The sequence below is a fragment of the Kribbella ginsengisoli genome (assembly GCF_039537185.1).
Taxonomy (GTDB): domain Bacteria; phylum Actinomycetota; class Actinomycetes; order Propionibacteriales; family Kribbellaceae; genus Kribbella; species Kribbella koreensis.
Genome location: NZ_BAABAA010000002.1, coordinates 41488 through 63215 on the forward strand (window position 1 = coordinate 41488; position 21728 = coordinate 63215).

Sequence of the window (21728 nt, forward strand, 5' to 3'; positions counted from 1 at the left end):
AGCGTGACCCATATCCCGGAAGTGCGCCTCGGACTCGGGGCACCAGTACGCCGTCGTCGCACGTTGGGACCGGTATGCCGATGAACCGGGGCGCCTTGGTCGCAGTGGGAGCAGTGGGTGCTTTCGCGGTCGCTGTCGGTGTCGGGATCCACTGGGTCAGCGGCAAGGACTTCGGCCCACTGCTGCCGCCACGCGAGCAGTGCGAGGCCACGGTCAGCACCGGGTCCGTAGTACTGGATCTGGAGCAGGCGGAGTCGGCGGCGATCATCGTGGGCGTCGCTGTACGCCGTGGGCTGCCGCCGCGGGCCGCTACGGTCGCGCTGGCTACGGCGTACCAGGAGTCCGGACTGCGGAACCTGGCGCATGGGGACCGGGACTCGCTCGGGTTGTTCCAGCAGCGGCCGTCGCAGGGCTGGGGGACGATCAAGCAGGTGCAGGACCCGCACTACGCGGCCGGCAAGTTCTACGACGCACTGGTGAAGGTGCCGAACTACCAGAAGCTCGCAGTGACGGTCGCAGCCGACAAGGTGCAGCGGAGCGCCTTCCCCAACGCGTATGCCGACCATGAGGCGGATGCACGGATCCTGGCGTCCGCACTGACCGGGCAGTCGAAGGCCGCGCTCAGTTGCACGGTCAACACCGAGTCGATGCCGTCCGAGCCGATGGGCAAGAACGGCCTGACGCCGCGTGCCGAGAAGGTCCGCAAGGACTTGGTCGCCACCTTCGGGAAGGTCTCCACCGGGGGCTACGAGCCCGGCGGCGTGACGACCGGCCACATGGAGGGCTCAGCGCACTACGAGGGCCGCGCCGTCGACATCTTCGTGAAGCCCATCTCGGCGGCCAACACCGTCAAGGGCTGGGCGATGGCGCAGTACCTGGTCGCCCGGGCCGACCACCTCGGCATCCGCACGGTCATCTTCAGCGACAAGATCTGGACCGCGGGCGGCAAGTCCGACGACGGCTGGCGCGACTACACCGCCCCCGACCGCCCCGGCAACAAGGACACCCTCCGCCACCTCGACCACGTCCACGTGGACGTCATCGACCAGTAGTCCCCCACCCCCGAACGCGACCTTGAACACCAAACGGCGACCTCGGACATGAAATAGCGTGCCCGAGTTCCCCACTGGGTGTTCAAGGTGCCGACTTGTGGTCGGCTGGGGCCGGCAGGTTCTACTCGTCGTGCTCCTGCGGGGGCAGCGCGGCGATGAACGGGTGGTCCTTGTCGATCTTGCCCATCTTGGAGGCGCCGCCCGGCGAGCCGAGGTCGTTGAAGAAGTCGACGTTGGCGGTGTAGTAGTCCTTCCACTGCTCCGGGGTGTCGTCTTCGTAGTAGATCGCCTCTACCGGGCAGACCGGCTCGCACGCTCCGCAGTCGACGCACTCGTCGGGGTGGATGTAAAGCATCCGGTTGCCCTCGTAGATGCAGTCGACCGGACACTCCTCGACACAGGCGAGGTCCTTGAGGTCAACACACGGCTGCGCGATGACGTAGGTCACTGGTACTCCTCCTATAGCCAGCAGGCGCAGCGGACTGGGTGCTGCGGTGCGGTGTTCCCGATGCTCATATGGTGGTGCGGCTACCTAGTATCACGGTAGTACCAGCCCCACTCTGCCAGGAGTCCGCATCGTGTCAGACCTCAGTGCCCGTGATATCGGCCACCGTGTCGTCGTCCGCCACCGGCTTCCGGGCGGCCAGTCGACCGATGTGATCGGGGTGCTGCAGGGCTATGACGCGGGTTGGCTGGTGGTCCGGCACTCCGACAGTACGCTGCACCGGGTGCGTTTGCAGGACGTCTCAGCAGCCAAGCGGATCCCGCCGATGCCGTTGCGCCCCGTGGACGTCGAGCAGCTCTTCCTCACCACTGCCCTGGGCCGCCCCGCAGTAGAGACCTCGTACGTCGGCCAGTGGCTCCTGCGGGCCTCTGACGGCTGGACTGGCCGCGCCAACTCCCTCCTGCCGGCCGGTGACCCCGAGATGCCCGTCTCGGAGGCTCTCAAGCTGGCTGAGGCGTTCTACACCGACCGGGGGCTGCAGCCGTTGGCCCTGGTCCGCCTGGAGAGCCCTGCGGCGCAGGAGCTAGGCCAGTTGGGCTGGGTCGACGCTCGGCCGGAGCAGGCCGACGTACAGGTCATGCACACGACGCTGGAGCTGGTGAATGCGTCCCCGGACTACGAGGTCACCGTCAGCGATAAGCCGGACGCTGCGTGGTACGAGGCCGCCTTCGAAGGCGCTCCTCCGGCTGTGGCGCCGGCTGTGATGGAGGGCGCTCCCAAGGCGGCCTTCGCCTCGGTGGAGCTGGACGGCCGGGTGGTCGCGGTTGGGCGCGGGTCGATGACCGGCCACTGGCTCGGTGTGGATGCTGTGCGGGTCGATCCGGAGTACAGGAGACGTGGGCTCGCTACAGCGATCCTGCAGGAGCTTGCGCGCTGGTCTGGACAGTTGGGCGGCCGCCGTAGCTACCTGGAGGTTGTGGAGGACAACAAGCCGGCCATGACGACCTACACCAACCTCGGGTACGCCATGGCGTACCGCTATCGCTACCTAACGAACCAGCCGACGAGCTGACCAAGCCGCAGCCAGCGCAAGCCCGGCAAACCCAGCCAGTACTACGCTCAGCCCGCGCCCAGGCACTGCGATCCCCACGTAGACCGCACCGCCCACCGCCACCCCTAGCGCCCCGGACAGCTGCGCGTTGGTGGCAATGACCCCGGAAGCATCAGCCGCGTACTGCGTCGGCACCGCCGACGTGACGGCGCCGATGAGCGTATTGGAGCTGAACCCGAGCCCAAGCCCGCCGATCCCCAGCAGGGCGAACAGCAACGGCCCAGCCGAGCCACCGAGCAGCAGATAGACGAGCACGGCCAGATAGCCCGCAGCCAGGAGGAGACAGCCGATCACCGGCATCCAGCGGAAGCTCTCCGGCAGCCGCGGCAGGATCGGTCCGGCCAGCCCGAACGCGGCCACCCACACCACCATGGCGAACCCCGAGTAGGCCGGGCCCTTCCCCAGCCCCTGCTGGAGGTACAACGCCAGCACGAACAGCAGCCCGAAGTACGCACCAGTGGTCAGCGCATGAGCGAGCAACCCGGCCCGGACGGCCGGCGTGCGCAGCAGAGGACGAGCGATCAACGGACGACCGCCGCGGGCTGCCGTGTGGCGCTCGCCGCGCTCGAACAGCAACGCCATGGGCAGGCTGAGGACCAGCGAGCCCCACGCCCACGCGGGCCAGCCACGCTCGGAGCCCAGCAGCAGCGGGACGATCAGCAGGAGCACGGTGATCGACAGCGTGAGCACGCCGCGCAGATCAATCGCCTGCCGCTGCTCACCGGCGTCGGCGGCGTCGGCGGCGTCGGCGGCGTCGGCGGCGTCGGCGGCGTCGGCGGCGTCGGCGGCGTCGGCGGGGAGGTACCGCCGGGCCACTAAGGCCAGCGCGACCCCGATGGGCACATTGATCAAGAAGATCGGGCGCCAGGCAGTACCGAAGAGATCTGCGGCGATCATTAGGCCGCCGACGACCTGTCCGGCTACTGCTCCCCCGGACAGGGCGATCGAGAAGTATCCCAGCGCTTTCACGCGGTCGCGGCCGGCGAAGTACAGCTGGATCCCGCTGAGGACCTGCGGCACCATCAGCGCTGCCCCGGCGCCCTGGACGAACCGCGCGACGGTCAGCGAGTAGGTCTCCGGCGCGAGCCCGCATGCCAGCGAGGCGACCGTGAACACCTGCAGGCCGAGCAGGAACACCCGGCGATAGCCCAGCGAAGACCCGAGCCGCGCGCCCGTGATCAGCAAAACGGCGAACGCGACGACGTACCCGGAGACCACCAGCGCGACCTGCCCCTCCGAGGCGCCCAGCGTCGCGCCGATCGACGGAGCCGCGATGTTGGCGACCGCGGTGTCGACGTTGGCCATGAACTGACCGGTCAGCAGGATCGCGAGGATCGCCGTCCGGCCGCGGGTCGCCGTGAGTGTCTGCATAGGGATGGAACGTGTCGCGAGGCCATCGTGTGAGGGCAGGCAGTCGGTAGGGTCGGCCCATGACTGAGCAGGTGCGACCGGAGTACGCAGGTGACTACGAGGGCACGGTGCACGTCGAGTACACGCCGCACCCCGACGACGGCGTGGCCGATCCGGGCGAGGTGGTCTGGACCTGGGTGCCGTTCGAGGAGGACCACCACCAGGGCAAGGACCGGCCGGTACTGGTTGTCGGCTCGGACGGCCCGTGGCTGCTCGCGTTGATCCTGACCAGCAAGGACCACGACCGCGACGCCGCCGACGAGGCGCGCTGGGGCCGGGTCTGGCTCGACATCGGCAGCGGCCCGTGGGACAAGGCCGGCCGCAACAGCGAGGTACGCATCGATCGGGTACTACGGATCGACCCGGCCGAGGTGCGTCGCGAGGGCGCGGCGATCGGCGAGGACATCTTCAACGACGTCGCAGCCCACCTGCACGAACTCCACCGCGCCTGAAACCGCACCGCCCGGGCCAAGCGAAAGGGCCGCCCCCAAGCATGGGGACGGCCCGAAACGCGCTACAGAGTGATCAGCTGGGCGGACGCGTGGTGCTGGGGCCCGACGGCTTGCCCATCCCGGGCGGACCGGGAGTGGTCGGCGTCGCCGGCGGCGTGCCCGGCTTGGGGCCGCAGTGGATGGTGTCGGCCGCGTTGTAGTTCGTGGTGAACGACTCGGTCTTGACCCGGACGCCGTTCTTCGCGAAGTACCGGAAGATCTTGATGTCGAAGCCACCGGTCGGCGCCTGCGGCCTGCAGTTCGCGGCGGTGTCCCAGACCTCGCCCGGCGCGCGGAAGTTGGTCCGCTCGGACTTGCCCGCGGTGATGTCCCAGACCTTGGTGCCCCAGATCTTCACCGTCAGGGTGCCCTGCCCACCGGGCTTGGCGGCGGTGAAGATGGTCTGCACGAAGATCCCGTGACCGGAGTCGTTGAGGAACTTCAGGTCGACCGACGGCCAGGCCACGGTCGCCTCGCGGCCGACCGGGTAGCGGTCGATGTAGACGCTGTGCGCCTTGTGCTGGACGTCCTTCAGGCCGGCGAAGAAGGCCGCGTTGAAGGTGGTGGTGGCCGACTGCGAGACGCCGCCGCCCAGATCCAGCACGAACTTGCCGCCGCTGATGATGTTGCCGTCGGTGAAGCCGTTCTCCCGGGTCCGCTCGCCGACGATCTTGTTCAGGCTGAACATCTCGTTCGGCTTCAGCAGCGTGCCGTTGATCTTGCGGGCGGCGGTGCCGATGTTGACGTTGCGGTACTCGGCGTAGGGGAAGTGCGTGGTGAACTCCCCCATCACCTCCTTGACCCCGAGCGCGGTCGCGGCCTCGGTGGTGACCTTGGCCTTGGTGTGCGCCAGGCCGACCGCGGCGGTCCGCTGACCGGCCGGCTTCGGCAGGATCTCCAGGATCGCCGGCACCACCTTGTCGCGGGCGACCACCATGCCGTCGACGGCGGGGATCACCTTGGCCTTGCCGGCCACGATCCCGATCGTCGCGTCCTTGGGCAGCGTCTCCAGCGTCTTGAACCGCTCAGCGAACAGCGGCTCGAGCAGCTTGGCGTTCAGGCTCGGCGTGAAGCCGCCGTCCTTGGCGACCAGGGTCAGCGCGGGAGCGAGCTCCTCGGGCTGCAGGTCGGCGCTCTTGTCCCCGACGGTCAGCCGGACCGGGCCGGACATCGCCGGTACGGCGTACTCGGTCATCGCCTTGTCGATGGCCTCGGTACCGGCCTTCGGCTTGGTCACGCTGACCTGGAGATCCTTGGGGTTGCCGTCCGACGGGAAGCCGGAGACGACGGTCTCGGCGGCCTTGTCGTTGTCCAGCTGCAGCCCGTCGGCGGACGGGTGCTTGACGGCCTTGGCCTGGACGAAGGTGATCGTGCCTTCGGTGGCCGGCCGGTTGACCTGCTTGGCCAGCGTCTCGACGGCGGCCTTCAGCTTGGTCTCGTCCTTGGCGATCACCGGCTGGATCGCGTCCCCACCGGTCATCGCGCGCCAGATCCGGGCCGGGTTCAGGCTGCGCCCGGCACCCGCCGCGGCGACGGTCGCGTCGACGTCCAGGGTCAGTCCGGCGTCGGCGGGCTTCACCGCGAAGGTCGACTCACCGGCCTTGACCTTGATCGGCAGCACCAGGCGATCCTTCAGCCCGGCCTGCAGTTTGGCTTTCGCGTCGTTCTCGGACAGGCCACCGAGGGGAATCCCCAGGACTGTCGTATCCCCCGGTACCTTGTCGCCGGTCAGCGCGAACGCGAGACCGTAAGCGACTACGAGCACCCCGAACACTGCCGCGGCGATGATCCCCGCGAGCTTGTTTCTCCCCACCGGACAGAGTCCTCCTGCTCGTAACCAGGTAACAGCAACGGCAAAGACTACCGGAAGGGGCAGGCCTATCTGCCCTTGAGTGCCCGATATCCGCCTGCGTAGTAGATCAGCGCCGAAGCGTCACTGGCCGGCCCGGTACCCAGGCTCAAAACCTCGCCGACGACGATCGTGTGGTCGCCGCCCGGATAGGTCGCCCAGGTCCGGCACTCCAGCCAGGAGAGCGCTCCCTCGATCAGCGTGCAGCCGGTCTTCGGACCGGTCTGGGTGGCGATCCCGTCGAACTGCCGGTAGAGGTCCCGGCCCGACTTGGCGAACCGCTCGGCGATCTCCCCGTGCGCGTCGGACAGCACCGAGAGCGCCCAGTATCCGCAGTCGAGGACCGCGTCGTGCATCCGGACCCCGTGGTCGACGCACACCAGGACCAGCGGCGGATCCAGTGAGACGGAGGTGAAGGCGTTGGCGGTCATCGCGTGCGCGACGCCGTCCTGCAGGGTGCTCATGATGGTGATCCCGGAGGCGAACCGGCCCATCGCCGTACGGAACTCCCCGGAATCGATGCTGCCGCCGGGGTCTGTCGTCACTCCAGCACTCTATGACCCCGGGAAGGTTGACGCCTCAACTCACGGCTGTGGAACCAGTCACTGCCCGGCCAGCAGCTTCCTCGCCTGCTCCGATCGCGGGCTGCCGTGGCTGTCGTAGAAGCGCAATGCGGCCTGCCACTCGGCGCGCGCCTCGCCGGCCCGGCCGAGCGCGGCCAGCGTCTGTCCCATCCGCAGCCGCACGCTCGCCTCCCGATCCTGCTCCTGGACCACCACCGCCAGCTTCAGCGCGTTCTGCTGGGTGCTCAGGGCGTCCTGATAGCGCCCGAGCTCGAACCACACGGCGCCGAGATGATCGAGCACCTCGGCCACCCCACCGTCCGACCCGCTCGCGCGGTGGATCACCTCGGCCTGCCGCAGTGCGTCGACAGCGTCGTCGTACCGGCCGGTCGTCCGGTATGCCTCGGCGATCGTCAACTGCAGCGCCGCCACCCGGGACGGCCGATCCGTCCGCCGGATCACGTCGAGCGCCGCCTCGAAGGCCGCCCGCTGAGCCTCGAACTCGCCCTCCTTCCCGGCGATCTGGCCGAGGATCAGCCGCGAATAGGCCTCCACGTTCTCGTTGCCGATCTTGATCGCCTGAGCCATCGAGTCCTGCGCGGCCTGCCGTCCCTCCTCCAGCCGGTCGGCCTGTTCGAGCACGTGCGCCAGGTTCATCAGGCTCTTGGCCTGGTATTCGCCGTCGCCCAGCTCCGCGGCCAGCCGGCGAGCCACGGCCAGATGCTCCGCTCCGCCGGCGAAGTCGCCCAGCTCGGCCTGTGCCAGTCCCAGGTCGAAATGGATCATGAAGGCGGCCATCGGATCCGATCGCTCGTCGACCAGCCCGACCGCGAACTGGTTGAGCTGCTTCCACTCCAGCCATCGCCGGTGGTACCGGCACGCCAGACTGGCGCCGGCCGCGATCCGCACGACCCGCTCGCGTTCTGCCCTTGACCCGGCCGCCGCGGCCTGGGTCGCCAGGACGAGGTTGTTACGGTCCGCGTCGAACTCCTCGAGGGCGCTCTCCAGATCGGGCAGGTCCAGCGCGCCGGCCACCCAGGCCGGGTCGTGCCACTTGACCCGCACCGGCGACTGGGGGTCCAGCTCATCCGCGCGCCAGAGCGTCGCGACGTACTGATCCAGCACCCGGAGCCTCACCGCGGCCCGGTCCTCCTCGGTCGTCATCGACAAGGCCAGATCGTGCCCGACAGCCCGGATCAGGTCATGGATCCGGTACCGCCGCAGCGCCGGCGTCTCGAGCAGATTGACGTCGACCAGGTGCTCGAGCGCCGTCTCGACCTCGAACACGGGCAGATCGAGCGCAGCAGCGGCAACCCGCAGCGAGAAGTCGTCCCCCGCGAGCAGGGACACCAGCGGGAGTGCCCGGGCAGCCGTCTGGTCGACCTTGCGGGCACTGGCCGCCAGCGCCTCGACGGAGACGCCAAGGCTCGACCGCACGCCATCGCCCAGCCCAGTGGACGACAGCACGCCGAGCTTGGACTGCTCGTCGGCCAGTGCTGCAGCCAGTTGCTTGACTGAGAGTCCGGGCCGGTCGGCGAGGTAGGTGCCGGCGATCCGCAGGGCCAGTGGCAACCGCCCGCACAGCCGGACGACCTCGGCGGCTGCAGCGGGCTCCTGGTCCGTCCGGTTCTCGGCCACTGACGCCAGGAGCTCCAGCCCCTCGGCCTCGGAGAGCAGGTCGAGAGGTAGATGCTTGGCTCCGTCCAGCCCGCTCAGCCTTCGCCTGCTGGTGACCAGGGTGACCGTCTCCGCAGTACCGGGCAGCAGCGGTCCCACTTGGGTAGTACTGGCCGCGTTGTCGAGCACGAGCAGCACGCGCCGTCCGGCCAGCAGGGACCGGTACCGCGCAGACGCGGCCGCCAGCTCATCCGGTACGTCGCGCACGCCAAGGGTCCACAACACCCGGCCCAGCGCCTCCAGCGGCGGGACCGGGTCACCACCGTGCCCACGCAGGTCGACGTACAACTGACCATCGGGGAACTCATCGACGGTCTGCTGGGCGGCGCGGACCGCCAGCGAGGTCTTGCCGATGCCACCCATCCCGGCGATCGCCACCAGCACGGCTCCGCCCGGATGGCCCGGAACAGCCGTCAGTGCATCGACCAGCTCGTCGAGCGCCTGCTCCCGGCCGACGAAGTCGGCGAGATCCGCCGGCATCTGTCGCGGAACAGCCTGCGCCACCGGCCTCTGCGCGGCCTGCACCAGCAACTCCTGCTCGGCCTCCGGCAGCCCCAGCGCCCCGGCCAAGTGCTCGATCGTGCTGGCCCGCGGATACCGCCGCCGCCCGTTCTCCAGCGCCCGGATCGCCTCGACACTCAAAGCGGCCCGCTCAGCCAGCGCCTCCCGACTCAACCCAGCCGCAGTCCGGTGCGCCCGCAACAATCCACCCAGCCGGGTGCTCATACCAGCGATCCTAGTTGCCCCTACGCCAACAACTCACGCACGCCATCAGCTGCCGCCGCCCCGTGGTCCTGATAGATCCGTAACGCCTCCCGCCAGACGTCTTCGGCCTCGCCAAACTGCCCCAGCGCGGCCAGACGCCGGCCGATGGCAACCTGGACACGGGCCTCGCAGTCCCACTGTTGCTGCTCCCGGACGAGCGGCAGTGCCTCCAGCAGAACCGCCTCCGCCTTGTCGAAGCGACCGGCGGCGACATAGGTAGTCCCCAGGCATTCGAGGATCGCGGCGATGTCCATCGCGTCGTTCTCGGCACGATAGAGGGACAGCGCCTGGTGGAAGGCCGCTTCGGCTTCCTCGTACTCGCCGGCCTCGGCCAATGACTCGCCGATGGTCCGATAACGCATCGCCAGGGCACGCGCGGGCGCCCCCGCCACGCGGTACAGCTCGATCGAGCGATCGAAGGCCGCGCGTTGCCCGGACAGATCCTTCTCCTTGCCGGCGACCATTCCCAGGATCAAGGCGATCCAGGAGGCGATCTGCTCGTCCCACTGCTGCTGCTGCACTCGTTCCACGATCGCCCGGGCCTCGGCCAGCCGGTTCGCTCGCTCCAGAGCGTGACTCAGATGCAGCTCGGCGGCCGCCTGGAACGCCGCCACTGCTATTTCGCGGGCATAGCCGACCGCCTGAGCCAGCTGCGCGGCGCCGGCTTCGAAGTCGTCCAGCTCGTTGTGGACGATGCCCAGATCGAAATGCACCATGCCCGCGGCGACCGGCTCGTCGAGCTCGCCGACGACGGTGACCGCGGCCTGCAGGACCGCCCGCCACTCGCTCCACCGTTTGCGGGACAAGCCGTAGTTGTTCATCCCGGCGGCGATCCGGATCACCGCACGACGCTCGGCCTCGGAGCCGCCGGCCGCCGCGCGGGCGATGGCCACCAAGCTGTGGCGGTCCGCGTCGAGGAGTTCGATCGCGGCCTCGAGATCGAGGTCCTCGGCCGCCGACGACCATTGTGGGTCGGGCCACTCGCCCAGCGCCTCACGTGGTGCCGCATGCTCGTCGATCCGCCAGACCAGCGCCAGGTAGTGGTCGAGGATCCGCAGCCGGACAACCTCGGTACCAGCCGTCCCGAGAGTCGCCTGCGCCAACTCGCGGCCGACCTCCGCGACCAGGTCGTGCATCCGGTAGCGATGCAGCTGCGGGGTCTCGAGAAGGCTGATGTCCACCAGGTGCTCGAGCGCGTCCTCGACCTCGCGCGTCGGCCGGTCCATCGCGGCTGCCGCCGCAGGCAGTCCGAAGTCATCGGCACCGAGCAGGGCCGCGATCGGGAACACCTCGGCAGCCGTCCGGGCGATCGGGCGCGGGTCGTCGGCGAGGGCCCGCAAGGACAGGTCGACGCTCGCGCGAACCCCGTTTCCGTCGGCGGACAGAACCCTCGTGCGTGAGTACTCGAGCTCGGTCACCAGGTGTCCGATGCTCTTCTCGTGCTGCCCCGACAGATAGCCGGCCGCGATCCGCAGCGCCAACGGAAGATGCCCACACAACCGGGCCACCGCGAGCGCGGCTTCCTGTTCCTCCTCGACCCGGCCTTCGCCCAGCAGCGCCGCCAGTAGCTCCAGCGCCTCGGCGTCCGACAACACATCCAGCCGCAGCTGCCGTAGGCCTGGCAGCTCGGTGAGCTGTTTGCGGCTCGTGATCAGCGCGGCCGAACCACCCTTGCCCGGAATGAGTGGCGAGACCTGAGAGGTGCCGGCCGCATCGTCGAGGAGAACCAGGACCCTCCGGCCGGCCAGAACCGAGCGATACCGTGCGGCCGCCATCTCGACCTCGTCCGGGATCTGCCCCTCGTCGACCCCGAGCGCCCGGAGCAGCCTCTGCAGCAGTTCCAGCGGCTGAGCTGGTTCGCCGCCGCCATGCGCCCCGAGGTTCAGATACAGGAAGCCATCCGGGAAGGTGCCTTTCAGGAGCCGTGCCCCGCGTACCGCGAGCGCTGTCTTTCCGATCCCGCCCATCCCCGCGACAGACACGAGCGCGACCGCGGGCGCGGTACTGGTCAGCGAATCCAGTAGCGCCTGGAGTTCGGTCGCCCGGCCGGAGAAGTCGTCGATGTCCGGGGGCAGCTCGTGGCCGGTCGCCGCAACCCGCCGACGGGCGGCCTCCAGCAGACGGGCGCCATCCTGCTCGGACAGGCCGAGCGCTTCGACCAGTTGCCGGACCGTGCTCGGCCGCGGATTACGCCGGCGACCCGCCTCGAGGAGACGGACCGCCTCGACACTCAGCCCAGCCCGCTCGGCCAGTGCTTCCTGCGTCAACGCGGCTTCCCGGCGGAAGCCGCGCAAGACCACTCCGAACCCCGGGGCGAAGGCCATACCGGCGATGGTAATCCCGGCCGCCCGGACTGGACGTCGTGCGGATCAGAGACCGGCGAAGAGGTCCGTCTCGACGCCGCTGGGGCCGGGGGCCGCGGTGCCCTTGACCAGGCGGTAGGCCTCGTCGCCGAAGATCTCGTTGCCGGTGTTGTTCGACAGGGCGAAGAACGGGCCGTCGACGGTGATCTGGGTGGCGTGCGCCTTCATCGCGTTCATCTTGCGGTCGAGGTACTCACCGGCCGAGATGACGCAGTCGACCAGCCGGTCCGGAGTGATCATCGGCGGCATCGGACCGTCGGGGTCAATCCCCTCGAAGGTGGTGGTGTCGCCGGCCTCGCGGAGCTTGCGGAGGCTCTCCCGCATGCTCGTCTCGGCGATCGTCGGCCAGTAGATCTTCGTGATCTCCCAGGCCTCGCCCAGGTCCTCCCGGTACGCCGGCGCCGCGGCCAGGGCGGCCGCGTAGGTCGCCACCCGGTGCGCCTGGATGTGGTCGGGGTGGCCGTAGTTGCCCCACTGGTCGTAGGTGACCAGGACCTGCGGGCGGATCTCCCGGATGACCGGGACCAGGTCGTTCGCCGCGGCCAGCAGGTCGGCCTTCCAGAAGCTGTCCGGCCGGGTGTCCGGCGGGACGTCCGCGTTGCCCTCGGCGTTGTAGATCATCCCGGTGTCGCGGTACTTGCCCGGCCCGCCGAGGAACCGGTGGTCGGTGACGCCCAGCTCGGCCATCGCCGCGGCCAGCTCGCCGATCCGGTGCTTGCCGAGCTCGTCGGTCTGGTCCGCGGCCAGATGCGCCAGCTCGGGGACCAGGACCTCGCCCTCCTCACCGAGGGTGCAGGTCACCAGCGTGACCTGCGCGCCCTCGGCGACGTACCGGGCCATCGTCGCGCCGTTGTTGATCGTCTCGTCGTCAGGATGGGCGTGGACCAGCAGCAGGCGGCGGTCGGGAAGCTCACTCATACCGCCAGCCTACGTGGGCCGGCGGACAGTTCCCGGGGTAGCTAGACCACCGGTTCTCACCCGAACCGGCGGACCAGCAGGCAGCCTGCCTGAAAGCGCGACCGGGCGCCGAGTCCGGCGATCAGCGCGCTGATCTCGGCCCGGACGGTCCGCAGCGAGAGCCCGAGCTGGCGGGCGATCGCGGCGTCCTTGGCGCCCGTGGCCATCAGCCGGCCGATCGTGACCTGGCGGCTGGTGAGCTCGTTGGCCGCGGCCTGCGTCTTGCGATGCGTGCCCAGCTCGTAGACCTCACAGACGACCTCCGGTGCGAAGTCCTCGCGTCGCACCGCAGGAACAGCCTGGTAAACCGACATGCACATCTCCTCCCCAGTCGTCGTGCGAGTTCAATTCTCGACCGCTGCAAACCGGGTCACCAGGTACAACCCATACAGTTCACCCATACAAATAGGCCCTGGCCGAAAGTGTCGATCGGGAGGTACGGGAGTGGACTCGCAGTTCGCGGCGCTGCTCCGGCGGCACCGGGCGGCCGCCGGGCTGACCCAGGAGGAGCTGTCCGAAGGCTCCGGCGTGAGCGTCCAGGCGATCAGCACCCTCGAGCGCGGGACCCGGCGCTACCCCCAGCTGAGCACGGTCGACGCGCTGGCCGAGGCGCTCCACCTCGACGCCGACCAGACGGCAGCGCTGGCCGCTGCCGCCTCCCGCCGCGGCAAGTCCGAGAAGCCGGCGCCGAAGCCGTCCCTGGCGGCCTCCCCCAGGCAGCTGCCGTTCGCCAGCGGCGACTTCACCGGCCGGGTCCGGGAGATGGAGCTGCTCACCAACTACCTGACCACTTCCAAGGGCGTCAGCGTGACCGCCATCACAGGCATGGGTGGCATCGGCAAGACAACGCTAGCCATCCACACCGCCCACCAGGTCGCGGACCACTTCCCGGACGGCCAGCTGTACCTGGACCTGCGCGGCTTCGGCATCGGCCCGCCACTGGAGCCACTGGACGCCCTGACCTACCTACTGGAGGACCTGGGCGAGACACCTCCCGTCGACCTGGCCACAGCAACCGCCCGCTTCCGTACTGCGCTCGCCGGGCGCCGCATGGCGTTGGTGCTCGACAACGCCTCCGACCAGGACCAGGTCCGGCCGCTCCTCCCGGGTTCGGGCGGCTGCGCGGTCATCGTGACGAGCAGGCGCAGTATGGCCGGGCTGGGCGGTCGCCAGTTCCAGCTGGGCGAGCCGCCGCTGGAGGAGTCCATCGAGATGCTCCGGCGGATCTCAGAACGCCCGGACGCGCCAGAGGACGAGTGCGCCGAGGTCGTACGGCAGTGCGGCGGACTCCCGCTGGCGATCCGGATGGCCGGCGCCAGGCTGGCATCCCGCCCGACGTGGCCGGTGGCCCACCTCGCCGAGCGGCTGGCCGACGGCCGGCGCCGGCTCGACGAGCTGCAGCTGGACGATTCCGGTGTCCGGGCGACTCTGGTGCTGTCGATCGAGCAGTTGGCCGGCAGTGACGACCCGATCGACGTACAGGCCGTCACGATGTTCGCGCTGCTCGGGTTGTCGGACTCCGTTGACCTCACTTCCGCGCTGGCGGCGGCTCTGTCGGACAGCCCGGAGCCGGAGGCTGTCGTAGTACTGGAGCGGCTGGTCGACGTGCATCTGCTCGCTACGCCCGGACCAGGGCGGTACAGGCTGCACGACCTGGTGCGGGTCGCAGCACGCGAGCTTGCGGATCAGATGCTGAGCGAGCAGGACAAGGCGGCAGCGAACACCCGGTGGATCAGGCGGGTCTCCGCCGTCGTCTGGAAGGCCAGCGAGTACGCCGGACACGGCGTGACCCGCGACGGCTGGCTGGACAAGGAGTGGCTGATCGGCGCCCAGGACCTCGTCAACCAGGACGACGTGCTCAACTGGCTGGACAACGAGCGGGCCAACCTCGTCGGCATCGTGCAGCAGGCCGCAGTGGACCAGCCCAGCCTCGCAGTACAGCTGGCGGTCGGTCTCAACGTGTACTACGCGGTCCGCCGGGCCTGGCTCGAGTGGCTTCAGGTCAACGAGGCCGTACTACGCCTGGTCAGCGGCGGCCCCGACCGGATCGCCGAAGGCCTCGTCCTGCACGACCTCGGCGCAGCCCATGCCGAGCTAGGCCAGTACGAACAGGCCGTCGCTCCCCTGCGCCGTGCAGTCGACACTGCTGACGCCTCCGGCGACGGCAACCTCCAGGCGCTCTGCTTGAGCAGCCTCAGCCACGTACTGGAGCGCACCGGCCGCACCACCGACGGCATCCCGTACGCCGAGCGAGCCCGCGAGATCGGTCTGCGGCTGGGCATCCCGCCACGAGCCGCCTGGGCCTGCTTGGCGCTCGGCATGCTGTACCTGAAGACAGGGATGCCGAAGTCCGCCCGACGGCACTTCGACGAGGCGATGGAGCTCCTGGTCGAGCCCGGCCTGGAGAAGTACCGCGGCATGATCGCCCAGAACGTCGGCGTCGCCTATCGCGAGGCCGGGCAGTACGAGGTCGCCGGCGAGTCCCTGCGCGAGAGCCTCAAGCTCTACCGGACCGCAGGGGCCGCGATCCCGGAGGCCGAGGTGCTGAACGAGCTCGGCCGCCTGCGCCTGGCCGAAGGCCGGTACGACGAAGCCATCGCCGCCCAGAGCGAGGGCCTGGCCATCGCCGGCCAGTACGGCGACTGGCTGGTCGAGGCCGACATCCGCAAGAGCCTCGGCGAGGTCCACCACGCCCGCGGCCACCTCCCGGAGGCCCGGCGCGAATGGCGGATCGCCCTCTCCATCCACGAACAACACGACGCCCACGGCGCCGCGGCACTGCAGCAACTCCTCCGCGGCACCTGAGCACGGCACCACAACAGCGAAGGAGGCGGCTCCCCGAAGGGAACCGCCTCCTCCTCACTTGTCAGGTGGTGGTGCTACCTGGTCGATCAGTTGGTCGGCTTCTTCAGGCCGATCTGCGTCAGGTCCAGGATTCCACCGGTGTTCGGGTCCGCCACCGCGTCGGTGATGTTCGAACCGGTGACGTACACGTTGAGGTCCTGAACGGTCGGCACCAGCGGCGCCGTCTTCATGATCTCGGTGTACAGGTCGGAGTAGCCCTGCTCCATCTTCGGCTTGTCGGTCTCCTTGGAGAGCTCAGCCATCTTGTCCCAGCCCGCGTTGCTGCGAGCGTAGTTGTTCTGAGCCGCCTTGTTCGGGGCGGTCAGGTCCGGTCCGAAGACCGGCGGGACGATGGTGGCCAGGGTCGCCCAGTCGTAGCACCAGCCGGCGGTGATCAGATCGGTCGCCGACGCGTCCTGCTGCTGGGTCGAGTAGTAGTTGTCGCCCGGGATCTTGCGGATGTCGACGTTGATGCCGACAGCCTTCCAGGACGCCTGCGCGGCCTCGGCGGCCTTGGTGGCCAGACCCGAGTCAGCGGTGCCCAGGGTCAGCTTCTCACCCTTGTAGCCAGACTCCTGCAGGGCAGCCTTCGCCTTGGCCTGGTCGCCTTCCGGCGGGGAGTTGAAGAAGCTTTCCTTGGTGTAGCCGTTCAGGTCCTGCGGGATGATCGAGTCGACCACCGCGGCCAGCCGCTCGCCACCACGGGCGTCGCGGTAGCTGGTGCGGTCCAGACCGTAGTACAGCGCCTCGCGCAGCTTCTGGTTCTTCAACAGCGGCTTCTGCTGGTTGAAGGCGATGTAGCGGCGGCAGACGTCGGTACCGGTGACGACCCGGTCCTTGACGTTCGGCTGGTTGGTCTTGGCGATGTTCTCCGGCTGGACACCGGCGAAGCTGATCGAGTTCTTGTCGGCCGTACCGTCGGCGAACAGCCGCTGGTCGACGGTCGCCTCGGCGTCACCGAACTTGAAGACGAACTTGTCCGGCAGCGCGTTGCGCAGCGGGTCGGTCTTCTGGTCCCAGTTGGTGTTGCGGACCAGCGTCAGCGACTTCTTGCGGACGTAGGACTCGATCTTGTACGGGCCGGTCGCGACCGGGTGGTTGTCGTAGGCCGTGTGGGTGTCCTTGGCCTTCGGGACCGGCGACCAGATCTTCATGCTGGCCGCGCCCTCGAAGGTGGCAACCGGCTCCTTCAGCTTGAAGACGATGGTCTTCTCGTCCGGCACCTCGATCGCGGTGCAGCCCTTGCCACCGTTGTTGTTGTTCACGTACGGGCCCTTGTAGCCCGGGCAGTCCAGGTACTGGTGAGCGTACGGCGCACCCTCTGCCATGTCGGCGGCGAACGAACGCTCCGCGCCGTACTTGATGTCGGCGGCAACGATCGGCGAACCGTCCTCGTACTTCAGGCCGTCCTTCAGCTTGAAGGTCCAGGTCTTGAAGTCCGGCGTGGCCTCGTAGCTGGCCGCAAGGTCGTTCTCCAGAACGATCTTCTTGGACTTCGCGTCGTACCGGTAGTCGACCAGCGTCCGGGTGATCAGCTTGCCGATCATCCCGGAGTCGGTGACGAAGTTACGCGCCGGGTCCAAGTGCTCGACGTCGTTGACGTGGTAAACCGTGACGGTGCCCCCCTTGGCCCCGGTGCCGGTGTCGCTGCCTGCAGTGGACTTGCTGCCGGCGTCATCGCTGCCGCCGCCGCAAGCAGTCGCCAGCAGGGCCACCGAGGCTCCTGCCGCAACTACCTGTCCTACTCGTTTGGCGTACTTCATAGCCAGTAATTCCTTCCTTGTCATGACGTTCCACGCCGGGTCGCGGCGGCCGGATAGGTCATCTGGCGTCACAATTCGCGGTTATCAACTCACGGATTCACAGGTGGTGCAACGAGCTTGCGGCTCGGTGACCAGATCGTGATTGGTTCATTGCCATCGATAGACTTATGGTGACTCTCCGCAATGTTCAGATCACATCGCGCTCCTCGGGGAAGTGGCAGGCTGCCTGGTGATCCGGCCCGCCGATCTGCACCAACTGAGGCTCCTGCTCGGCGCAGATGTCCTGCGCTTTCCAGCAACGTGTCCGGAATCGGCACCCGGACGGCGGATTCAGTGGGCTGGGGACGTCACCGGTGAGCCGGATCCGCTCCCGATGGGCGACCGCGTCGGGGTCCGCTTCCGGTACCGCCGACAGCAGCGCGTGGGTGTACGGGTGCCGGGCGTGGTTGTACAGCTCGTCACGCTCAGCGATCTCGACGACCTTGCCCAGGTACATCACCGCGACCCGGTCCGAGATGTGCCGGATCACCGACAGGTCGTGCGCGATGAACATGTAGGCGAGCTCGAACTCGTCCTGCAGGTCCTCCAGCAGGTTCACGATCTGCGCCTGGATCGAGACGTCGAGCGCGGAGACCGGCTCGTCGCAGACGATCAGCTTGGGCCGCAGCGCGAGCGCCCGGGCCACCCCGATCCGCTGCCGCTGGCCACCGGAGAACTCGTGCGGGTACCGGTTGTAGTGCTCGGGGTTCAGCCCGACCCGCTCCATCAGCGCCTGGACGGCCTTCTTCGTGCCGCCCTCGCTCTTGACGCCCTGGATCTCGAACGGCGCCGCGATGATGGTGCCGATCGTCTGCCGCGGGTTCAGCGACGAGAACGGGTCCTGGAAGATCATCTGGACCTGGCGCCGGATCGGCCGCATCTTCTGCCGGTTCAGGTGGGTGATGTCGACACCCTCGAACCGGATCGAGCCGCCGGTCGGCTCGTCCAGCCTGGTCACCAGCCGGCCCGTGGTCGTCTTGCCACAGCCCGACTCACCGACCACGCCCAGCGTCTCGCCGGAGCGGATGGTGAAGTCGACCCCGTCGACCGCCTTGACCGCGCCGGTCTGCCGCTGGAAGACGATGCCCCGGGTGACCGGGAAGTACCGCTGCAGCCCCTTCACCTCGAGCAGTGCCTCGCCCTGCTCAGGCCGGACGACCTCTTCGGCCGACGTCGACGTACTCACGATCGCTCCTCAAACTTGACGGCCGGCATCACAGGTTCGGCTTGATCTGCTCGGTGAACAGCTTTGTGCGCTGCGCGTGGTCGATGTGGCAGCGGACCCGGTGCGGATCCGTGCCGACCTGCAGCAGCTCCGGTACCTCACCCGAGCAGGAGTGCCCCTCGACGTACTGCTGGTAGTCGCAGCGCGGCTGGAACGGGCAGCCCTTGGGCAGGTTGATCAGCGACGGAGGAGTACCCCGGATGGCCTTCAGCCGGTGATCGCCACCGCGGTTGACCCGCGGGATCGAGCCGAGCAGGCCCCAGGTGTAGGGCATCTCGGGCCGGTAGAAGATGTCCCGGACCGGGCCGGACTCGACCACCCGGCCGCCGTACATGACCACCACGTCCTGCGCCATCTGGGCGACGACGCCGAGGTCGTGGGTGATGATCACGATCGCGGAGTTGAACTCCTTCTGCAGGTCCTGCATCAGGTCCAGGATCTGCGCCTGGACAGTGACGTCCAGGGCGGTGGTCGGCTCGTCGGCGATCAGCAGCTGCGGGTCGCACATCAGCGCCATCGCGATCATCGCGCGCTGCCGCATACCGCCGGAGAACTGGTGCGGGTAGTCGTAGAACCGCTTGTCCGGCGACGGGATGCCGACCCGGTCGAGCAGGTCGACCGCGCGCTTCTTGGCGACCGCCTTGGTCACGTCGTTGTGCACCCGGTAGGCCTCGACCAGCTGGTCGCCGACCCGGTAGAAGGGATGCATCGCCGACAGCGGGTCCTGGAAGATCATCGCGACCTGCTGGCCGCGCAGCCGGCGGATCTCCGGGATGGACATGTCCACCAGCTCGGCGCCGTCCAGCCAGATCTCGCCGCTCACCTGGGCCCGGCTGCCCTTGTGCAGGCCCATGATGGCCAGGCTGGACACGCTCTTGCCGGAGCCGGACTCGCCCACGATGCCCAGCGTCTTGCCGCGCTCGAGGGTGAAGCTCAGACCGTTGACGGCCTTGACCAGGCCGTCGTCGGTCGGGAAGTGCACCTGCAGGTCCTTGAGCTCGAGGAAGGGCTTGCCGGTACGGTCTGTGGACTCTGTGGTCGTCACAGTCTCGGTCACTTGTCGTCTCCTCGACGGGTCAGGACAACCGCACGCGCGGGTCGATGAAGGCGTACAGGACGTCGACGATCACGTTGGCCAGCACCACGAAGATGGCGGCGAACAGCACCACGCCCATGATCGAGGGCAGGTCGTTGCCGAGCACCGAGTCGATCGAGAACTTGCCCAGGCCGGTGATGCTGAAGACCTGTTCGGTGATCACCGCGCCGCCGAGCAGGCCACCGAGGTCGAGGCCGAAGATCGTCACGATCGGCGTCAGCGCCGACCGCAGGCCGTGCTTGAAGATCACCGTGCCCTCACCCAGGCCCTTGGCCCGGGCGGTGCGGATGTAGTCCTCGTTCATCGTGTCGATCATGTTCGCCCGGGTGATCCGGGTGTACAGCGCCGCGTAGACCAGCGCCAGCGTCAGCCAGGGCAGGATGTAGAACTGCAGCCACTTGAACGGCCCGACGGTGAACAACTCGGAATTGGCCGTGTCCGGGAACGGCAGCCATTTGAGCTTGACGATGAACAGGAACAACAACAGATAGCCGAACACGATGGTCGGGAACGAGACACCGAACAGCGCCAGCCCGACACTCAGCTTGTCCAGCCATTTGCCCTTCCGCAGGGCGGCCAGCAATCCGAGCAGGACGCCGCCGATCAGCCAGATCACCGCGGCGCCGACGGCCAGCCACAGGGTGGGCGGGAAGGCGTCGGAGATCGAGGTCCAGACCGGAATGCCGTTCTGGTACGACTCGCCGAAGCACGGCCAGGCGCAGTTGTGCTCGCTGCCGGCGGTGCCGATGTCGCGGCCGCCCGGGTTGACCAGGCCCTTCATGTACGTGCCGTACTGGACGATCAGCGGGTCGTCGAAACCGTAGGTCTCGTTCACCGTCTGGATCGTCGCGGTGTCGCAGTTCTTGCCGCAGATCAGCAGGGCGGGGTTCGCCGGGGTGATCCAGAACAGGAAGAACGTGATGGCAGAGATCACCCAGAGGATCAGGACGGTCTGCAGCAGGCGGCGGATCAGATAGCGGCCCATGGGTCAGCTCCTCCCGGCACGCGGGTCGAGGGCGTCACGCACGGAGTCACCGAGCAGGTTGAACGCCAGAACGGTGATGAACAGCGCCATGCCCGGGAAGAACAGGTACAGCGGGTTGCTCTCGATCCACTGCGAGGCGTCGCTGATCATCCGGCCCCACGAGCTGGTGGGCTCCTTGATACCGACACCGAGGAAGGACAGTGCGGCCTCCGCGGTGATGTTGCTCGGGATCAGCAGCGTCGTGTAGACGAGCAGGGTCGGCAGCATGTTCGGCAGGATCTGCTTGAAGATCACGTACATCGGGCCGGCCCCGAGCGAGCGGGCGGCCTCGACGAACTCGCGTTCCCGCAGCGAGAGCGTCTGCCCGCGCACGATCCGGGCCAGATAGGCCCAGCCGAAGAACCCGAGGACGAACATCAGCACGCCTAATCGGAGCCTGTTGTCGTCGGGTATCCCGAACAGGGCCTGGCCCCGGTCGGCGACCACCGGCGTCAGCGCCATGATGAACAGCAGCGAGGGGAAGCTCAGCATGATGTCCATCAGCCGGCTCAGCACGGTGTCGATCCAGCCACCGAAGTAGCCGGAGACCATGCCGATGACCGTGCCGAGCACGATCGCGATGATCGTGCCACCGAGCGCGACCAGCAGCGAGACCCGGGTGCCGTAGACCAGCCGGGAGAACACGTCGCGGCCGTTCTGCGGCTCGACGCCGAGCCAGTGCTCACTGCTCGAGCCACTGCCGAACAGACCGCCGATCGGGATGCTGCCGTCGCGCGTGTTCAGCAGCGGCGTGCCGTCCTTGTTCAGCTTGTTGAACTGGTCCGGCGGGAAGCCGTTGATCTTCACGATCAGCGGCGCGAAGATCGCCACCGCGATGATCAGCAGGATGATGACCGCGCTGATCACGGCGATCTTGTCCTTCTTCAGCCGGGCCCAGGCGATCTGCCCTAGGGACCGGCCTTCGATCTGCTTGGCCTCAGTTGTCTCGGCCAAGCCGTCTGCCGGAAGACCGCCGTCCGGAGACAGGTCTTCTGTAACCCCCAGCGTCATCGCTGTTGCCTACCCTTCCCCTTGAATCGCACGTCGTCACCCC

At 68.4% G+C, this 21728-nt stretch carries 17 protein-coding genes; 4 read left to right on the forward strand and 13 right to left on the reverse strand.

Translation table 11 applies throughout. From position 1 onward, the window contains the following. Positions 1-74 precede the first annotated feature (74 nt). On the forward strand, positions 75-1052 hold the full coding sequence (locus tag ABD768_RS07450) for a VldE C-terminal domain-containing protein (protein WP_343982601.1): 978 nt from the start codon (positions 75-77) through the stop codon (positions 1050-1052). 121 nt (positions 1053-1173) lie between these two features. Here the strand turns inward: ABD768_RS07450 and fdxA are convergent, their stop codons facing one another. Continuing rightward, positions 1174-1500 (reverse strand): ferredoxin, encoded by a 327-nt coding sequence (fdxA, locus tag ABD768_RS07455; RefSeq protein WP_131285641.1) that lies wholly within the window; start codon positions 1498-1500, stop codon positions 1174-1176. A gap of 130 nt (positions 1501-1630) precedes the next feature. On the opposite strand from fdxA, the gene ABD768_RS07460 reads away from it, so the two are divergent. After that, on the forward strand, positions 1631-2569 hold the full coding sequence (locus tag ABD768_RS07460) for a GNAT family N-acetyltransferase (RefSeq protein ID WP_343982592.1): 939 nt from the start codon (positions 1631-1633) through the stop codon (positions 2567-2569). Here the strand turns inward: ABD768_RS07460 and ABD768_RS07465 are convergent. Beyond that, a complete protein-coding gene (locus ABD768_RS07465) occupies positions 2546-3979 on the reverse strand; it encodes an MFS transporter (RefSeq protein WP_344838780.1) in 1434 nt (477 codons plus the stop codon). The genes ABD768_RS07460 and ABD768_RS07465 overlap by 24 nt on opposite strands. Positions 3980-4038: 59 nt before the next feature. On the opposite strand from ABD768_RS07465, the gene ABD768_RS07470 reads away from it, so the two are divergent. Then, positions 4039-4470, forward strand: a complete 432-nt coding sequence (locus tag ABD768_RS07470; RefSeq protein ID WP_343982586.1) for a type II toxin-antitoxin system PemK/MazF family toxin — start codon at positions 4039-4041, stop codon at positions 4468-4470. Positions 4471-4543: 73 nt separating this feature from the next. Here the strand turns inward: ABD768_RS07470 and ABD768_RS07475 are convergent, their stop codons facing one another. The 6 genes from ABD768_RS07475 to ABD768_RS07500 form a co-directional block, all read right to left on the reverse strand. After that, positions 4544-6322, reverse strand: coding sequence for a VanW family protein (locus tag ABD768_RS07475; RefSeq protein WP_343982584.1), 1779 nt, complete (start codon positions 6320-6322; stop codon positions 4544-4546). Positions 6323-6387: 65 nt separating this feature from the next. Beyond that, positions 6388-6903, reverse strand: a complete 516-nt coding sequence (locus ABD768_RS07480; RefSeq protein WP_344838784.1) for a flavin reductase family protein — start codon at positions 6901-6903, stop codon at positions 6388-6390. Between the two features lie 57 nt (positions 6904-6960). After that, the gene (locus ABD768_RS07485; RefSeq protein WP_344838786.1) at positions 6961-9324 is read right to left on the reverse strand and encodes an ATP-binding protein; all 2364 of its coding nucleotides are present in this window, start codon (positions 9322-9324) and stop codon (positions 6961-6963) included. A gap of 20 nt (positions 9325-9344) precedes the next feature. Then, the gene (locus ABD768_RS07490; RefSeq protein ID WP_344838788.1) at positions 9345-11687 is read right to left on the reverse strand and encodes a tetratricopeptide repeat protein; all 2343 of its coding nucleotides are present in this window, start codon (positions 11685-11687) and stop codon (positions 9345-9347) included. 45 nt (positions 11688-11732) lie between these two features. Next, positions 11733-12644 carry an N-acetyl-1-D-myo-inositol-2-amino-2-deoxy-alpha-D-glucopyranoside deacetylase gene (gene mshB, locus ABD768_RS07495; protein WP_344838791.1) on the reverse strand — a complete coding sequence of 304 codons (912 nt, stop codon included), beginning with the start codon at positions 12642-12644 and terminating at the stop codon, positions 11733-11735. Positions 12645-12700: 56 nt separating this feature from the next. Continuing rightward, positions 12701-12997: a response regulator transcription factor gene (locus ABD768_RS07500; protein WP_343982572.1), complete on the reverse strand. Its 297-nt coding sequence runs from the start codon at positions 12995-12997 to the stop codon at positions 12701-12703. A gap of 130 nt (positions 12998-13127) precedes the next feature. Between ABD768_RS07500 and ABD768_RS07505 the strand changes: the two genes are divergently transcribed. Beyond that, positions 13128-15488 (forward strand): ATP-binding protein, encoded by a 2361-nt coding sequence (locus tag ABD768_RS07505; RefSeq protein WP_343982569.1) that lies wholly within the window; start codon positions 13128-13130, stop codon positions 15486-15488. A gap of 86 nt (positions 15489-15574) precedes the next feature. On the opposite strand, the gene ABD768_RS07510 is transcribed toward ABD768_RS07505, so the two are convergent. The 5 genes from ABD768_RS07510 to ABD768_RS07530 form a co-directional block, all read right to left on the reverse strand. Then, entirely contained in the window at positions 15575-17290 is a 1716-nt protein-coding gene (locus tag ABD768_RS07510) for an ABC transporter substrate-binding protein (protein WP_343982566.1), read from the reverse strand. Between the two features lie 187 nt (positions 17291-17477). Further along, entirely contained in the window at positions 17478-18515 is a 1038-nt protein-coding gene (locus ABD768_RS07515; protein WP_343982564.1) for an ABC transporter ATP-binding protein, read from the reverse strand. A 28-nt stretch (positions 18516-18543) separates the two neighbouring features. After that, positions 18544-19611, reverse strand: coding sequence for an ABC transporter ATP-binding protein (locus ABD768_RS07520; protein ID WP_343982561.1), 1068 nt, complete (start codon positions 19609-19611; stop codon positions 18544-18546). Positions 19612-19630: 19 nt separating this feature from the next. Continuing rightward, positions 19631-20635 carry an ABC transporter permease gene (locus ABD768_RS07525; protein ID WP_343982558.1) on the reverse strand — a complete coding sequence of 335 codons (1005 nt, stop codon included), beginning with the start codon at positions 20633-20635 and terminating at the stop codon, positions 19631-19633. A gap of 3 nt (positions 20636-20638) precedes the next feature. Next, positions 20639-21685: an ABC transporter permease gene (locus ABD768_RS07530; protein ID WP_343982555.1), complete on the reverse strand. Its 1047-nt coding sequence runs from the start codon at positions 21683-21685 to the stop codon at positions 20639-20641. Positions 21686-21728: the final 43 nt, after the last annotated feature.

Bases quoted from the DNA above. Each gene is read 5' to 3' on its own strand.
- ABD768_RS07500 (WP_343982572.1), bottom strand. From the start codon at position 12,997: ATGTCGGTTTACCAGGCTGTTCCTGCGGTGCGACGCGAGGACTTCGCA.
- ABD768_RS07485 (WP_344838786.1), bottom strand. From the start codon at position 9,324: ATGAGCACCCGGCTGGGTGGATTGTTGCGGGCGCACCGGACTGCGGCT.
- ABD768_RS07490 (WP_344838788.1), bottom strand. From the start codon at position 11,687: ATGGCCTTCGCCCCGGGGTTCGGAGTGGTCTTGCGCGGCTTCCGCCGG.
- mshB (WP_344838791.1), bottom strand. From the start codon at position 12,644: ATGAGTGAGCTTCCCGACCGCCGCCTGCTGCTGGTCCACGCCCATCCT.
- ABD768_RS07510 (WP_343982566.1), bottom strand. From the start codon at position 17,290: ATGAAGTACGCCAAACGAGTAGGACAGGTAGTTGCGGCAGGAGCCTCG.
- ABD768_RS07530 (WP_343982555.1), bottom strand. From the start codon at position 21,685: ATGACGCTGGGGGTTACAGAAGACCTGTCTCCGGACGGCGGTCTTCCG.
- ABD768_RS07450 (WP_343982601.1), top strand. From the start codon at position 75: ATGCCGATGAACCGGGGCGCCTTGGTCGCAGTGGGAGCAGTGGGTGCT.
- ABD768_RS07470 (WP_343982586.1), top strand. From the start codon at position 4,039: ATGACTGAGCAGGTGCGACCGGAGTACGCAGGTGACTACGAGGGCACG.
- ABD768_RS07465 (WP_344838780.1), bottom strand. From the start codon at position 3,979: ATGCAGACACTCACGGCGACCCGCGGCCGGACGGCGATCCTCGCGATC.
- ABD768_RS07525 (WP_343982558.1), bottom strand. From the start codon at position 20,635: ATGGGCCGCTATCTGATCCGCCGCCTGCTGCAGACCGTCCTGATCCTC.